Source organism: Pseudomonas sp. P7758, assembly GCF_013386485.1.
Lineage (GTDB): Bacteria > Pseudomonadota > Gammaproteobacteria > Pseudomonadales > Pseudomonadaceae > Aquipseudomonas.
Window position 1 is genome coordinate 49,719 of the sequence record NZ_JACARS010000083.1, and the last position, 14,835, is coordinate 64,553.

A 14,835-nucleotide genomic window follows, 5' to 3' on the forward strand; every position below is an offset into this window, starting at 1 on the left:
CTTACTTAGGTGCGGTAACCCGCCCTTGGCATTTCACAGACTTAGATCTTGCCGACCAGGTCCAGGGACGGAGCCAGGGTGGCCTCGCCTTCTTTCCACTTGGCTGGGCAGACTTCGCCCGGGTGAGCAGCAACGTACTGGGCCGCCTTGATTTTGCGCAGCAGCTCGGAAGCGTCACGGCCAACGCCGCCATCGTTCAGTTCAACGATTTTGATCTGGCCTTCAGGGTTGATCACGAAGGTGCCACGGTCTGCCAGGCCAGCTTCTTCGATCAGCACGTCGAAGTTGCGGGAGATAGTCAGGGTCGGGTCGCCGATCATGGTGTACTGGATTTTGCCGATGGCTGGCGAGGTGTTGTGCCAGGCAGCGTGGGCAAAGTGGGTGTCGGTGGAAACGCTGTAGATTTCGACGCCCAGTTTCTGGAATTCGGCGTAGTTGTCAGCCAGGTCTTCCAGTTCGGTTGGGCAGACGAAGGTGAAGTCGGCTGGGTAGAAGAACACGACAGACCATTTGCCTTTCAGGTCAGCATCAGTCACGTCTACGAAGTTGCCGTTTTTGTAGGCGGTAGCTTTGAACGGTTTTACTTGGCTGTTGATGATAGGCATCGTTGACTCTCCGTCAGGTTTGTAGAAGGGCTTAGTAAGTTGATGAGGTGAATCCTACCCACTCTTCCGGCCGATGGCTCATTGGCAAACCTGATGCTGACGATTGGTTTTCACTATCAAGAGACTGTATTAATAGAAGAAACCTTGAATCACTCGAGGGATGCCCGGGTCATGCCGAGAAAGGGCGTCGCTTCAACATAGCGCATGGCCGATTTCATGTCTTTCCAGCCGACGTAAGTCATCAACGACTTCAAGTCCCAGCCACTGCGATGAGCCCAGGTAGCGAAGCCCCGGCGCAGGGAGTGGCTGGTGTACTGATCGGCCGCAATCCCGGCGCGCTCCAGCGCCTGGCGCAATAGCGGGATCACGCTGTTGGCGTGCAAGCCCTCCTCGCCCAGGTTGCCCCAACGATCAATGCCGCGAAACACCGGGCCGCGCACCAGCGCTGAAGCGCTGAGCCATTCGCTATAGGCCTGCACCGGGCACAGCCGCAACAGCGCCGGCGTCTGGTAGGTGCGGCCGATATTTTCCCGATCACTTTTGCTGCGCGGTAGATACAGGGTGATGCCCGAACCGGGCACCGCCTGCACGTGCTCGATATTCAACCGGCATAACTCATCGCTGCGAAAGCCACGCCAGAAACCCAGCAGGATCAACGCCGCGTCACGCTTGGCCCGCAGCCATCGAGGATGGTCTTCTGCGCGCCGGGCGTCGTGGCCTTCCTGTTCGAGGAACTGGATGACCTGCTCCAGGTGCTGCAGTTGCAATGGCTCCGCCTGTTTTTCCTGAGCCGGGTGCAGGGCACGAATGCCTTTCAGGACTTTGCGCACCACTGGCGCCTTGGTCGGATCAGGAAACCCCTGGCTGGTGTGCCACTGGGCCAGCGCCGATAACCGCAGCTTCAACGTGTTGACCGACAGCACGCCCGCATGCGCCACCAGATAGCGCGCCACGCTGTCGCTGGTCGCCGGCAGGAATCCACCCCAATTCACCTCGAAATGCTCGATTGCCGCTCGATAGCTGCGGCGGGTGTTATCGCGGGTGGCCGCATTCAGATAACGGTCCAGCTCACTCATGCCTGTACTGCCACTGGCTGTTGTCCATTTCAAAACCTGTATCACACGGGATAATACGCCAATATCCCATCTGATAAATCATCAATTTCGGCTTTAAAACAATCGTGATATAGTACGTATATACATACTACGTACCACAGTACCAAATCGACGGAGACTCCATGGCTCGCGGCGGCATCAATAAAGCAGTAGTTCAAACGGCACGCCTGGCGATCCTTGCCCGTGGCGAAAACCCGAGCATCGATGCAGTACGCATCGAGATGGGCAATACCGGCTCGAAAACCACGATTCATCGCTATCTGAAGGAGCTGGACGAAAGCGAAACCCGCCAGACCATCACCGAAGCGCCCATTGACGACGAATTGGGTGAACTGGTGGCGCGACTGGCCCAGCGCTTGAAGGAGAAGGCCCAGGAGCCTATCGACCTGGCCCTGGCGCAGTTCCAGCAACAGAAAACCGCCCTGCTCGCCCAGGTTGAGGAGCTGGAAGCGGCCCACTCCCAGCTCAAGCAGCAGTTCGATATCCAGTCCGCCGCCCTGGCCGATGAAAGCGCGGCCTTGCAAAGCACTCGCTCCAGCCTGCAAACCGAGCAAACCCGCAACGCCGGGCTGAGCCAGGCGTGCAGCGATTACGAGTTGCGGATCAACGACAAGGACGAGCAGATTCGCTCACTGGAAGAGAAGCACCTGCATGCCCGGGACGCCCTGGAGCATTACCGCAATGCGATCAAGGACCAGCGTGAGCAGGAACAGCGTCGCCATGAAGGCCAGTTGCAGCAGGTCCAGGCAGAGCTGCGCCAGGCCCAGCAGAGCGCGATGGTGCGCCAGGATGAAATCACTCAGTTGCACCGCGATAACGAGCGCCTGCTGATCGAGCATCGGGTGACCGTGAAGGAATTGAGCGCACTGCAGGAACAGGCTCGCCAGGACCGTGAACAGCAGCGTCAATTGAGCGAGCAAGTGAGTGTGATCGACAGCGAGCGTACCCTGTTGCAGGAGCGCTTGCGAGTTGCCCAACTGGAGAATCAGGCGCGCCAGGAAGCGCTGGCCGAGCATCAGAAGGCCAACAAAACCCTGGAACTGGACCTGGTCAAGGCCCAGGCCAGTATTGATGCGCTGCGCCTGGCAGCCGTCGTTGCGACGGTGCCGGAAGCAACTACCGAGGGCTGATTACTGCGCCACTGGCGTGCGCATGGTGACGAACTCTTCCGCCGCCGTTGGGTGCACGCCGATGGTTTCATCAAAATGCTGCTTGGTCGCGCCCGCCTTGAGCGCGATCGCCAGGCCCTGCACGATCTCGCCAGCGTCGGGGCCGACCATGTGGCAACCCAGGACCTTGTCGGTCTCGGCGTCGACCACCAGCTTCATCAAGGTCTTTTCCTGGCAGTCGGTCAGGGTCAGTTTCATCGGCCGGAAGCGGCTTTCGAACACCTGCACCTTGTGCCCGTCTTCACGGGCCTGCTCTTCGCTGAGGCCCACGGTGCCGATATTCGGCAGGCTGAACACCGCCGTCGGGATCATCGCGTAGTCCACCGGACGATATTGCTCAGGCTTGAACAAGCGACGTGCCACGGCCATGCCTTCAGCCAGGGCCACTGGCGTCAGTTGCACGCGGCCGATCACATCACCAATCGCCAGGATCGACGGTTCGGCGGTCTGGTACAGCTCATCCACTTCGACAAAGCCGCGCTTGTCCAACTTGACGCCAGTGTTTTCCAGCCCCAGGTTATCGAGCATCGGGCGTCGGCCAGTGGCGTAGAACACGCAATCGGCTTCCAGCACGCGGCCATCTTTCAAGGTGGCCTTGAGGCTGCCATCGGCCTGCTTGTCGATACGCTCGATGTCGGCGTTGAACTGCAGGTCCAGGCCGCGCTTGGTCAGCTCCTCCTTCAAGTGCGTGCGCACCGAGCCGTCAAAACCGCGCAGGAACAGGTCGCCGCGATACAGCAGCGAAGTCTGTGCGCCCAGGCCATGGAAAATCCCGGCGAACTCGACGGCGATATAGCCACCGCCGACTACCAGCACACGCTTGGGCAGCTCCTTGAGGAAGAACGCCTCATTGGAGCCAATGGCGTGCTCGCGCCCCGGGATGTCCGGGATCTGCGGCCAGCCACCGGTGGCCACCAGAATGTGCTTGGCGGTAAAACGCTCGCCGTTGATTTCTACCTGGTGCGGGTCCACCAGCCGCGCATGCCCTTCGTGCAGGGCCACGCCGCTGTTGACCAGCAGGTTGCGGTAGATGCCATTGAGACGGTTGATTTCACGATCCTTGTTGGCGATCAGGGTCGCCCAATCGAAATTCGCTTCACCCAGGGACCAGCCAAAACCGCTGGCCTGCTCGAAGTCTTCGGCGAAATGCGCGCCGTACACCAACAGTTTCTTCGGTACGCAGCCCACATTCACGCAGGTACCGCCCAGGTAGCGGCTTTCAGCCACCGCCACTTTGGCGCCAAAACCCGCAGCGAATCGTGCAGCGCGCACACCGCCGGAACCGGCACCAATTACATAAAGGTCAAAATCGTAGGCCATTTCACTCTCCTCGGCAGGACAACAGCATACCTGCTGCCGCGCCAGAGGTCAGCGCCTTACCAGCGATACGTCGCGCTGGCCTGCAACGAACGGGTTGCGCCCCAGTAGCAAAGGAAACCGTTGCTGCAGTAGGCCAGGTATTCCTTGTTGAACAGGTTGCTGGCGTTGAGGGCCAGGCGCCAGTTCTGCACGTCATAGTGCGCCGCGGCATCAAACAGCGTGCGCGATGACACCTCCAGCGTGTTGTCGGCGCTGCCGTAGCTCGGCCCGAAGTAGCGCGCACCCGCCGCGAAACCGACGCCCTGCAGCGGGCCGTCGTGGAAGGTGTAGTCCACCCACAGCGAGGCACTCTTGCCCGGGATGCCGGTCGGGTGTTCGCCCTGGTCGCCGTCATTGGATTTGAGGATGCGCTGGTCCATCCAGGTGTAAAAACCGATCAGGCTGAGGTTCGAGGTGACCTCGGCATGGGCTTCCAGCTCGATGCCGCGGGAGCGGATTTCGCCTTTCTGGGTGGCAAAATTGGGGTCGACATCGTCGGTGGTCAGGACGTTTTGCTGACGTAGGTCGAACACTGCCGCGCTGTACAGGCTGCGGGAGCCCACAGGCTGGTATTTAACGCCGGCTTCGTACTGCTTGCCGGTGGTCGGCACAAATGTCGCGCCCAGCCGGTCAGTGCCCAGTTGCGGCTGGAACGATTCGCTGTAGCTGACATACGGCGCAACGCCGTTATCAAACACGTAGCTCAGGCCCGAACGCCAGGTGAGTTTCTCGTCGTGCTGGCGCGTGTTGCTCAGGTTGGCGCCGGTCAACGCGCTGTCCTGATTGTCGTAGGTACGCGCCCAGTCTTGCCGCACACCGATCAGCCAGCGCCAATGGTCGAAGCTGAGCTGGTCCTGCAGGTACACGCCAAACTGGCTCTGGGTGGTGTATTGGTTGATGGACACCGGCCCCCTCGGCAAGGCGCTGAAGTCGGGGTTGTAGATATTGATCGCACTCGGGAAATACTGACCGCCCCGGTTGATGGTCTGCAACAGCCGCTGGAAGTCCGCCCCCATCAGCACAGTGTGCTTGACCGGGCCGGTGCTGAAGTCGGACTGCAACTGGTTATCAAGGGCGAACTGGCCAAGGTGCTCATGATTGACGTTGGCCCACAGCGGCGCGGTGGCAAGGTTGGCGTCCAGCGGCCCGGTGAGGGAAGTCTGGTAGTAGTCGACGTCATCATGCATATAGCGCAGGTGCTGGCGAAAGCTCCAGGTGTCGTTGAACCGGTGGCTGAACGCGTAGCCCAGGGAAAACTGATTGCGCTTGAAGCGATCGCGGTCCGGGTCGCCCAGGTAATCATCGGGGCGCAAGCGCCCATTCGGGTTGTGCAGCGCGGTGCCATACGCGGGTACCGGGTTGAACAGCCCACCTTCCGGGTCGTATTGATAGTTGGCCAGCAGGGTCAGGCTGGTGTCGTCGTCGATGTTCCAGGTGATGGCCGGCGCGATGGCGATGCGCTGGTCCTTGATGTGATCGGTCTGGGTATCGGCCATGCGGCCCAGCCCGGTCAGCCGATAGGTCACATCGCCCTGCTCGTCCAGGCGCCCGCCAAAATCGAAGCCGGCCTGATAGCGGTTGTCATTGCCCACGCTCATTTGCAACACGTGCAGTGGCTCATCCGTCGGCCGCTTGCTCTGCATGTCCACCAGGCCGCCCGGCCCGCTCTGGCCGTACAGCACGGAAGCTGGCCCGCGCAGCACGTCGATGCGCTCCAGAAACCAAGGGTCGACCCGAGGCGTAGCGAACCAGGTCGTGCGATTGAGCTTGAGCCCGTCGAGGTAGGAGTCGGCATCGAAGCCGCGAATGCTCAACTGGTCAAACCGCAGGTCGTTATCCTGGGAGTAAACCCCTGGTGTGTAGCGCAATGCCTGGTCGACGGTTTGCGCCGCCTGGTCATCCATCTGCTGGCGGCTGACCACCGAGATCGATTGCGGCGTCTCCACGATCGGCGCGCCGGTTTTGGTGCCCACGGTGGTGTTGCGCGCCACATAGCCTGGCACCACGCCGTCTGCCGGCTCGGCCTCGGCGGCTGTCACCGCGGTGTCCTTCAACACGATGGGCGCGTCATCGGCCCACACAACAGGAGCAAGCGCCAACACCACCAGCGCCAGCCTGGAAAGGTAAAACGGAGGAGAAGACAACGCACCGGACATGACGATTCCTTGAAAAGTCTTTTTGTTAATCGTTCTTATTTAATATTGAATCGCGTTAAAGATCCGGTCATTCTTCTACGCGCACGGGTCAATTAATGACCGTTCCAACCTACATCTCAGGAATCATTCTTGATTGGACAACATCTGGCGTAAACGCTTTGGGGCGCCCGCTCGCAGCACCAGCGAGGAATTACGGGTTCGGGCCCATGACTATGTCGATGGCGCACGAGAGATTTGGCACAGCCATGAATATGGCCAACTGGTGCACGCCACCCAAGGCGTGATCCGGGTGTTGACCCGCATGGGCGCCTGGACCGTCCCGCCGGCATACGGCTTTTGGATTGCGCCGGGTGTCGACCATGAATTGCACATGGTCGGTGAGGTTGCGATGCGCGCACTGTACGTGGAAAGCGATCAATTACCCACGGCGTGGCAATCCTGCCGATTGATCAGGGTAGAGCCGCTGCTGCGGGAGCTGATTCTGGGCATGCTCGCACCCGACGCCCACACTGCCCTGCTCACGCCATTGCTGCTGCACCAGTTGATATCCGCGACTCAAACCGAAGGCTGCAGCCTGCCATTGCCCCGGGACAAACGCCTGCTCAGTGTGTGTGAAATGCTTCTGGAAGACCCGGCGAACCCGGCCACCCTGGAAGACTGGAGTGAATCTATCGGCGCCAGCGTGCGCACCCTGCGCCGGCGGTTTCGGGATGAAACCGGGCTGAGCTTCAACCAATGGCGCCAGCAGCTACGGATTGCCGAAGCCGTTTGCCAGTTAGCCCAGGGCCGACCATTGGGGGCTATTGCACGGGACATGGGCTATGCCAACGGCAATGTGTTTGGTGCAATGTTCAAGCGGGTACTGGGCGAAGCCCCCAGCCGCTATTTGGGCAAGGCATAAAAAAACCTGCGGTCTTTCGACTCGCAGGCTTTTTCAACGGGCTGGCAACGATGAATCAGTAAGCCTTGCCAGTCTTGTAGAAGTGCTCGTAGCAGAAGTTGGTCGCTTCGATGTAGCCTTCAGCGCCACCGCAGTCAAAACGACGACCCTTGAACTTGTAGGCAATCACGCAACCGTCTTTTGCCTGCTTCAGCAGGGCGTCGGTGATCTGGATCTCGCCACCCTTGCCTGGCTCGGTTTCTTCGATCAGCTTGAAGATGTCAGGGGTCAGGATGTAGCGGCCGATGATCGCCAGGTTCGACGGAGCATCTTCCGGCGCTGGCTTTTCAACCATGTCGCGTACGCGGATCAGGCCATCACCGATATCGTCGCCGGCAATCACGCCGTACTTGTTGGTTTCCTGAGGATCGACCTCTTGAACCGCGACGATGGTGCAACGGTACTTCTGGTACAGCTTGACCATCTGGGTCAGGACGCCGTCGCCTTCCAGGTTTACACACAGGTCATCGGCCAGTACCACGGCGAACGGTTCGTCACCGATCAGCGGACGACCGGTCAGGATCGCGTGCCCCAGGCCTTTCATTTGGGTCTGGCGGGTGTAGGAGAACGAGCACTCGTCGAGCAGCTTACGGATGCCGACCAGGTATTTTTCCTTGTCGGTGCCCTTGATCTGGTTTTCCAGCTCGTAGCTGATGTCGAAGTGGTCTTCCAGGGCGCGTTTGCCACGGCCGGTCACGATCGAGATTTCGTTCAGGCCGGCATCCAGTGCTTCTTCCACGCCATACTGGATCAGTGGCTTGTTCACCACCGGCAGCATTTCTTTGGGCATGGCCTTGGTCGCTGGCAGGAAGCGAGTGCCGTAACCGGCTGCTGGGAACAAGCATTTCTTGATCATATGAGTCCTTACAAAGGGCTGTGCGTACGAAATTCGGCGCAGTCTAATCAGGCCGCAGTCACCTTACAATGGGTCCTGCTGGCGTTGCGATGTCAACATAGAGAAAAAATGTCGGCGTAAGTTCCGCCGGCATTCAATCAAGTACCTTCGCCGCTGTTAGAAATCGTCGGCTTGTGCCCGTCATTCAAAGGGCTCCAACCTTTTTAGCATGCTTTATGGCGATCGGCACTGACCTGCAACAACTTGCGCCGCCCCACGCCATTTGGCGCTATCATTATGCCCTTGAACCAGACAACGAGATTGATAGATGTCAGAACCAAAAGGCGTGAACGGCTACCTGATCACCAAGCGAGCGGACGGCTGGCACTTGATCAACTTCCATGGCGACAGCGTTGCCGGCGCATTCGCGACCGAAGCTCAAGCCTGTGCCGTGGCCGAAGTGTTTGTGGATGAGGCCGGCCACGCGTCGAGCAAGCGTCCGAAAACCAAGTAACACCGCGGTAACGCCAATCAAGCCTCGTTTGACGGGGCTTTTTTGTGTTTGTCTGTACGTTGATGGCGGTTCGCTATAATCTCGCCTGTAACGCCCCACGACAGTGTCAGCGCTCCCCTCCAACACCCTGATGACGACTCCTACATGAACAAGATCCTGGCACTGATTGCGGTACTGGCGCTTACCGGTGGCTGCACCACCACTTCCGACACGGTCCTGAAGAACGGCGAACAAGGACTGGCCATCGACTGCTCCGGCGAAGCCAACTCCTGGGCCAGCTGTTATGAAAAGGCTGATGCGTCCTGCGCGGGCACCGGCTACCGGATTGTCGGCACCGAAGGCACACCGGCCCTGAAAGAAAGCGACAAGACCCTGGGCAAGGATGTCGGCAACTACAAGACCCGCAGCGTGACGGTGGTCTGCAAATAATTACATGTGAATTTCGGCGAACTTGATGCCCAGGCCGCGAATGGTCTCGATCAAGTCGTCCAGGCGGGAGAAGGATTCGACTTCATCCTGGTCATCCACCAGGAAGTAGCTGCGACCGCCGCTCTTCTTGAAGAACACGATCCACTCGCCCGTATCCGCGGGATTTTGAATCACATGGGTCGCAGAAATATGCCCCCCTGCATGCTGTTCCCTGACTTGCTCACGCTTCATGACTGAGTTTCCGAAAAGACAATGCCGCTGATTCAGCGGCATTTTTTATGGGTTATCGACAGTTTAACGGATGCCTTGGCCAATCAGTACGCCATCGACCGTCTGCCCGTAAAGATTGACGCCGTCATTGGCGTGGAACTTCACCCGGGTTTTCTCCACGGAGCCGTCCACGAGGCGCGGGTCCTGAGGACGCTCGTGACGGTTGACGTAGGCCGCCACGTCCCAGGCTTGCTGGTCGGTCAGGCTGCCGCCCTGGCCCAGGGGCATGTTGTGCTTGATGAAGGACGCTGCCGTATTGATTCGATGCATCCCGGCGCCCCAGTTGTAGGAGTCTTTACCCCAGAGCGGCGGCATCACGTAGTTGTCGCCCACTTTCTGGCCCTGGCCTTCGGCGCCATGGCACACCGCGCACTGGCCCTTGTAGACCTCTGCGCCCTGGGCCAGGTCGTAACCCTTGGCGGGTGCCGGCACGTCCGGGTAGCCACGGCCCGGCAGTTCGACGCCCAAGGGAGCCTTGCTCGCCAGCCAGTAGGCATATACCGACAGCGCGGTAATCTCCGGGCTGTCTGCAGCCGGTGGCGTGCCGCCATTCATGCTGAACTGGAAACAGCCCTGCAAACGCTCGGCGAAGGTGTTGACCTTGTCGTTCTTTTTTCGATACGCCGGGTACATCGGGTAGGCACCCCACAGCGGCGCCGAATTGGCCAGGCGACCCTGGTCCAGGTGGCAATTGCTGCAATTGAGGCCATTACCGACAAATTGCGGCGCCAGGCGCTTGGTGTCGACAAACAGCGCGTAGCCCTGTTTCACCAGCTTGCCGTAGGCGTTGTCCGGCAGCTCGCTTTCTTTGGGCGGCTGGAACTGCACGGCAGCCCCATGAGCGCCGGCTGGCTGCAACTGTGACTGGTCTTCCATGGCAATAGGGGCGGCATGGACGGGTACGCCGATCAGGCTTCCCAGCAGCGGAGCAAACAAGAAGCGCTTCATGGCTTGGCCTCCTGGCCGCTCAACGAGGCAAAATAGGTGGCCACGGCCTGCACTTCTTCAGCGCTGAGGGATTTGGCGATATGGCCCATCAGAGCATTCGGATCGTTATGGCGCGTGCCGCTGCGCCAGGCGTTCAACTGCGCCGCGAGGTAGGCCGCAGATTGTCCGGCCAGGGGTGGAAACCCGTCGCCGACGCCCACGCCGGCCGGGCCATGACAGCTGACACAGGCCGGAATCTGGCGCTCCCACGCACCTTGCAGGGCAATCTTTTGCGCAGCGTCAGTAGGCATCTCGCTGCGGTGCACCGGCACAGGTGCGGGCGCAGGCATTGCCGCCAGCTGCCGGGTTACAGCGCTGACTTCCTCTTCCGTGAGGGCGTTGGCCAGTGGCTGCATCACCGGGCTGTTCCGGGCGCCACTTTTAAAATCCTGCAGCTGCTTACGCAAATACACCGCCGATAAACCGGCCAAACGCGGAAAACCCGCGGCTGCCAGCCCCAGGCCATCAGCCCCGTGGCAGGCCACGCACGGCGCAGCTCCCGGCTGCGAGCCGCCCTGCATATAAACGTTTTTCCCCTCCAGCGCGTGGGCATTGCCCAACATCAGCAACAACGCGCTACCCATCAGAACTCGTTCCATAGACATCATCACGACTCCATTTTTATAGTTATATGCTTAGGCGAATTAGGCATAAGCCTACAAATGGTAGGGCAATGGCCCGGTCGCGACAACACTCATCCGCGAGCAAAAGGACGGTGTACTGAACATCGCGCACAAAAAAGCCCGACGCTGCGGCAGCAGGGTCGGGCTTCTTGATCGGATTCGAGGTGGGCGGCTACAGACTCAGCCGGAAATGCACGCTTCCCCCGCAGCCTTCACGTCACCTGGACGAATAGGCACATTGGACATGCTCTCGTAGAGCTTGATACTGCTCCCGCTGGAGCGCTCTTCAATTTCAAAAATGGCCGACGGGTCGGCAGAAAACTTCTGCGGTACGATAACTTGAACACCATCCTTGTGAGGCTCGATCTGCGAAGGCCTGCGGGTTTTAGACAATTTCTGGACAACGCACGCCGCGTATTCCTGTGGTTTTTTCCCGGAGATCACTGCCAGCGTTGGTGGGGTCTGCTTGATATCCGCCACCGAAGCACATCCACCCAACGCCAGGGCCAGAACCAACACACTCCACTTCATATAAAAACCTCCGATAAAGACCCTACGACAGCGAAGAAGGTATTTTTCTCCCGCCCACGTAGGATTTATCCCTGATAACTCGGTAAATAACTGTTTTAAATTGTCGAAGTCGTCGACGACGGTCCGATAATAAACTTGCTGGGGCTGATAAACTCCATCTTAACCTACGTATCGTTCTGATTTTTCAGAAAAAGCCCTTCTGGAGACACCTTATGAAATTCATCCACCAGCGTGAGCACCTCAATGAAGGAGATATTGTCGTCATTGAATGCTCGCAAACCTGCAACATCCGCCTGATGAGCGATGCCAACTTTCGCAGCTTCAAGAACGGCGGCCGCCATACTTACCACGGCGGCGCGTTCGACAAGTTCCCGGCAAAAATCACTGCGCCCAGCACCGGGTTCTGGAACATCACCCTGGACGTCGTGACCCGCCGCGCCATCAGCGTGACCAAAAAGCCGACGTTGTCCCACAAGATCCGCATTGTGCGCCGCACCAATTCGAAACTGAGCTGACAGGAATGCCCGTGACTACCACCAAATATGTGATCAAGTACAAACTCAACGGTGAGCGCCGCTTCGAGTTCGCCCAACTGCAAGCAGGCAGCGTGGAGGAAGCCAAGGAAGCCCTGGCGAAAATCCACGATGCCAGCGATGAGATTACCGACATCAATGTGAGCAAGGCGCTGTAATTCGAGCGCAAGCATCGGAGTGTTCTGACGCTGACGACTTTCTAGACTGGCAGCCCTAATGCGCTGCCACAGGAACTTGTCGATGCCTTCCACTCCACTGCATGAACGCCTGGCCAAGCTGGACTGGGCCGCCATCGAGCAAGCCCTTGATGAACAGGGTAACGCACTGATTCCGGCCCTGCTGGATCAGCAGGAATGCGCTGAACTGAGCGGCCACTACCCCCGACCCGAACTGTTTCGCTCCCATGTGATGATGGCCAGGCACGGCTTTGGCCGGGGCGAATACAAATATTTCCGCTACCCGCTGCCAGCGCCGATCTGCGCGCTGCGTGAACAGCTGTATGGGTTCCTGGCGCCCCAGGCCAATCGCTGGAACGAACAGATGAACCTGCCGATCACCTATCCGGCGCACCATGCCGACTTCATTGCCCGCTGCCACGCTGCCGGGCAGCAACGCCCTACCCCGTTATTGCTGCAATACGGTCCAGGCGACTACAACTGCCTGCATCAGGATCTGTACGGGGAACATGTGTTTCCCCTACAAGTTGCCATCCTGTTGTCGCAGCCGGGAGAGGACTTTCGTGGCGGGGAGTTGGTGCTGACGGAGCAGCGGCCAAGAATGCAATCCCGGGCTCAGGTCGTCCCTCTTAACCAGGGTGACGCGGTAATCTTCGCGGTCAATCAGCGACCCATGCCGAGTGTGAGGGGGTTTCATCGGGTGACCTTGCGCCATGGGGTCAGTGTTCTGCACAGTGGTACCCGGCATACCTTGGGAGTGATTTTTCACGATGCGCAGTAAGACCCTTCCCGGATCAACCGCCGATTTGTTCGCCGATGAGGCGCTGCAACAGCCCCCGGGGCGCGAGCAAATCGGTGAACAATCCTACGTCCTCAGGGGCTATGCCCTGCCCTGGCTCGAGCGTTTGCTACCGGAACTGCGACGGGTATTGGCTCAATCGCCCTTCCGGCAAATGGTCACGCCCGGTGGTTTTACCATGTCGGCGGCGTTAAGCAGTTGCGGTGAATTGGGCTGGACGACCGACTCCACCGGTTATCGCTACTCCCCGATTGACCCGAATAACCAACAACCCTGGCCAGCCCTGCCAGCCGCATTGCGCGAACTGGCCGTGATGGCGGCAGCAGATGCAGGTTTCGACGATTTCGAGCCGGATGCCTGCCTGATCAACCGCTATGTGCCAGGCGCGAAAATGTCCCTGCACCAGGACAAGAACGAGCGTCGTTATGCCGCCCCGGTGGTCTCCGTATCATTGGGTTTACCGGCGATCTTCCTGTTCGGCGGCCATGAGCGCAGCGACAAGACGCAAAAAGTCTCGCTGTTCCATGGCGACGTAGTGGTATGGGGCGGCGTGGACCGCCTGCGCTTTCACGGCGTGATGCCGATCAAGCCCGGCACGCATCCGGTCATGGGGCCGCAGCGCATCAACCTGACGTTTCGCACGGCCGGATGAATTTGACCGCAAGCATCGGAGTGATGGGAATGCCCCACGGGACTAACCTGGCATTCTTCAACCAGGAGCCACCACCATGACCGCGCGCCACGCCACCGAACAAGACCCCCGCTGGGCCGCGATTGTCGCCCGTGACGCCAAGGCCGACTTGACCTTCGTCTATGGTGTGAAAACCACCGGTGTGTACTGTCGCCCCAGCAGTTCCGCACGGCGCCCGCGCCCGGAGAACGTCGAGTTCTTCGACACCCCGCAACAGGCTGAAGCGGCGGGCTACCGGCCCAACAAGCGCGCGTCGGGGGACCAGACCCAGGTGGCCGCACGCCATGCGCAACTGGTGGCAGCGGCCTGTCGGCACATCGAACAGGCCGAAACCCTGCCGCCCCTTGAAGATCTGGCCGCCCTTGCCGGCTTGAGCCCGTTCCATTTTCATCGGGTGTTCAAGGCGGTGACCGGCCTGACGCCAAAGCGTTACGGCAGCGCTCATCGCTCGCGCAAGGTGCGCGACGGCCTCAAGGACCAGCACTCGGTGACCGATGCGCTGTACGACGCCGGCTTCAATTCCAACAGTCGCTTTTATGAGGCTGCGGACCAATTGCTCGGCATGAAGCCCCGCGACTACAAAGCCGGCGGCACCAATACGGATATTCGCTTTGCCGTTGGCCAATGCTCATTGGGCGCCATTCTGGTGGCCCAGAGCAATCGCGGTGTGTGCGCGATCCTGCTGGGGGATGACCCGGACAAACTGGTGCGCGACCTGCAGGACCAGTTTCCACGCGCCAATCTGCTGGGTGCCGATCACGACTTCGAACAATTGATCGCCCAGGTGGTGGGCTTCATCGAAGCGCCGGCCCTGGGCCTGGACCTGCCCCTGGATTTACGCGGCACTGCGTTTCAGGAACGCGTGTGGCAAGCCTTGCGGGAAATCCCGGTGGGGTGCACCGCCAGCTACGCCGAGATCGCCCAGCGCATCGGCGCGCCGACCGCCTATCGCGCCGTGGCCCAGGCGTGTGGTGCCAACAGCCTGGCAGTGGCGATTCCCTGCCATCGCGTGGTGCGCGCCGACGGCAATCTGTCGGGCTACCGCTGGGGTGTCGAGCGCAAGCGGCAGTTGCTGGAGCGCGAAAGCCCGGCAGAATCCTGAG

18 protein-coding genes are annotated in these 14,835 nt (G+C 59.8%); 9 read left to right on the forward strand and 9 right to left on the reverse strand.

Going from position 1 to position 14,835, the window contains the following annotated elements; translation table 11 throughout:
* Positions 1-41 precede the first annotated feature (41 nt).
* Entirely contained in the window at positions 42-605 is a 564-nt protein-coding gene (gene ahpC / locus HX873_RS18740; RefSeq protein WP_003173835.1) for an alkyl hydroperoxide reductase subunit C, read from the reverse strand.
* Positions 606-754: 149 nt separating this feature from the next.
* Positions 755-1,681 (reverse strand): site-specific integrase, encoded by a 927-nt coding sequence (locus HX873_RS18745; RefSeq protein WP_008432517.1) that lies wholly within the window; start codon positions 1,679-1,681, stop codon positions 755-757.
* A 161-nt stretch (positions 1,682-1,842) separates the two neighbouring features.
* On the opposite strand from HX873_RS18745, the gene HX873_RS18750 reads away from it, so the two are divergent.
* Positions 1,843-2,850: a DNA-binding protein gene (locus tag HX873_RS18750; RefSeq protein ID WP_003212575.1), complete on the forward strand. Its 1,008-nt coding sequence runs from the start codon at positions 1,843-1,845 to the stop codon at positions 2,848-2,850.
* On the opposite strand, the gene gorA is transcribed toward HX873_RS18750, so the two are convergent.
* On the reverse strand, positions 2,851-4,209 hold the full coding sequence (gorA, locus tag HX873_RS18755) for a glutathione-disulfide reductase (RefSeq protein WP_177049509.1): 1,359 nt from the start codon (positions 4,207-4,209) through the stop codon (positions 2,851-2,853).
* A 56-nt stretch (positions 4,210-4,265) separates the two neighbouring features.
* Positions 4,266-6,404, reverse strand: a complete 2,139-nt coding sequence (locus tag HX873_RS18760; protein ID WP_177123028.1) for a TonB-dependent siderophore receptor — start codon at positions 6,402-6,404, stop codon at positions 4,266-4,268.
* A 133-nt stretch (positions 6,405-6,537) separates the two neighbouring features.
* Here HX873_RS18760 and HX873_RS18765 point away from each other — a divergent pair, with 133 nt between their 5' ends.
* Entirely contained in the window at positions 6,538-7,305 is a 768-nt protein-coding gene (locus HX873_RS18765; protein ID WP_008432512.1) for a helix-turn-helix domain-containing protein, read from the forward strand.
* 55 nt (positions 7,306-7,360) lie between these two features.
* Here the strand turns inward: HX873_RS18765 and galU are convergent, their stop codons facing one another.
* Positions 7,361-8,200 (reverse strand): UTP--glucose-1-phosphate uridylyltransferase GalU, encoded by an 840-nt coding sequence (gene galU, locus HX873_RS18770; protein WP_003212579.1) that lies wholly within the window; start codon positions 8,198-8,200, stop codon positions 7,361-7,363.
* A 307-nt stretch (positions 8,201-8,507) separates the two neighbouring features.
* Between galU and HX873_RS18775 the strand changes: the two genes are divergently transcribed.
* Positions 8,508-8,693, forward strand: a complete 186-nt coding sequence (locus tag HX873_RS18775; RefSeq protein ID WP_003212580.1) for a hypothetical protein — start codon at positions 8,508-8,510, stop codon at positions 8,691-8,693.
* A gap of 144 nt (positions 8,694-8,837) precedes the next feature.
* Positions 8,838-9,122, forward strand: a complete 285-nt coding sequence (locus HX873_RS18780; protein WP_003212581.1) for a hypothetical protein — start codon at positions 8,838-8,840, stop codon at positions 9,120-9,122.
* Here HX873_RS18780 and HX873_RS18785 read toward each other — a convergent pair whose 3' ends face one another.
* The 4 genes from HX873_RS18785 to HX873_RS18800 all read right to left on the reverse strand — a co-directional run bounded on the left by HX873_RS18785 (position 9,123) and on the right by HX873_RS18800 (position 11,533).
* Positions 9,123-9,353 carry a hypothetical protein gene (locus tag HX873_RS18785; RefSeq protein ID WP_003212582.1) on the reverse strand — a complete coding sequence of 77 codons (231 nt, stop codon included), beginning with the start codon at positions 9,351-9,353 and terminating at the stop codon, positions 9,123-9,125.
* A 63-nt stretch (positions 9,354-9,416) separates the two neighbouring features.
* Complete coding sequence (locus tag HX873_RS18790) at positions 9,417-10,340, reverse strand: c-type cytochrome (RefSeq protein WP_003212583.1); 924 nt, start codon at positions 10,338-10,340, stop codon at positions 9,417-9,419.
* Positions 10,337-10,963, reverse strand: a complete 627-nt coding sequence (locus HX873_RS18795; protein ID WP_177035562.1) for a c-type cytochrome — start codon at positions 10,961-10,963, stop codon at positions 10,337-10,339. Before HX873_RS18795 ends, HX873_RS18790 begins: the two co-directional genes overlap by 4 nt.
* Before the next feature lie 219 nt (positions 10,964-11,182).
* Positions 11,183-11,533 (reverse strand): hypothetical protein, encoded by a 351-nt coding sequence (locus HX873_RS18800; RefSeq protein ID WP_003212585.1) that lies wholly within the window; start codon positions 11,531-11,533, stop codon positions 11,183-11,185.
* A 212-nt stretch (positions 11,534-11,745) separates the two neighbouring features.
* Here HX873_RS18800 and HX873_RS18805 point away from each other — a divergent pair, with 212 nt between their 5' ends.
* From HX873_RS18805 to ada, 5 genes are all read left to right on the forward strand, one after another.
* Complete coding sequence (locus HX873_RS18805; protein WP_003212586.1) at positions 11,746-12,048, forward strand: DUF1883 domain-containing protein; 303 nt, start codon at positions 11,746-11,748, stop codon at positions 12,046-12,048.
* 11 nt (positions 12,049-12,059) lie between these two features.
* Positions 12,060-12,224: a hypothetical protein gene (locus tag HX873_RS18810; RefSeq protein ID WP_166742130.1), complete on the forward strand. Its 165-nt coding sequence runs from the start codon at positions 12,060-12,062 to the stop codon at positions 12,222-12,224.
* An 82-nt stretch (positions 12,225-12,306) separates the two neighbouring features.
* Positions 12,307-13,023, forward strand: a complete 717-nt coding sequence (locus HX873_RS18815) for a 2OG-Fe(II) oxygenase (protein ID WP_008432503.1) — start codon at positions 12,307-12,309, stop codon at positions 13,021-13,023.
* Positions 13,013-13,693, forward strand: coding sequence for a DNA oxidative demethylase AlkB (gene alkB, locus HX873_RS18820; RefSeq protein WP_102604914.1), 681 nt, complete (start codon positions 13,013-13,015; stop codon positions 13,691-13,693). Before HX873_RS18815 ends, alkB begins: the two co-directional genes overlap by 11 nt.
* A gap of 76 nt (positions 13,694-13,769) precedes the next feature.
* Positions 13,770-14,834: a bifunctional DNA-binding transcriptional regulator/O6-methylguanine-DNA methyltransferase Ada gene (ada, locus tag HX873_RS18825; protein ID WP_008432501.1), complete on the forward strand. Its 1,065-nt coding sequence runs from the start codon at positions 13,770-13,772 to the stop codon at positions 14,832-14,834.
* Position 14,835: the final 1 nt, after the last annotated feature.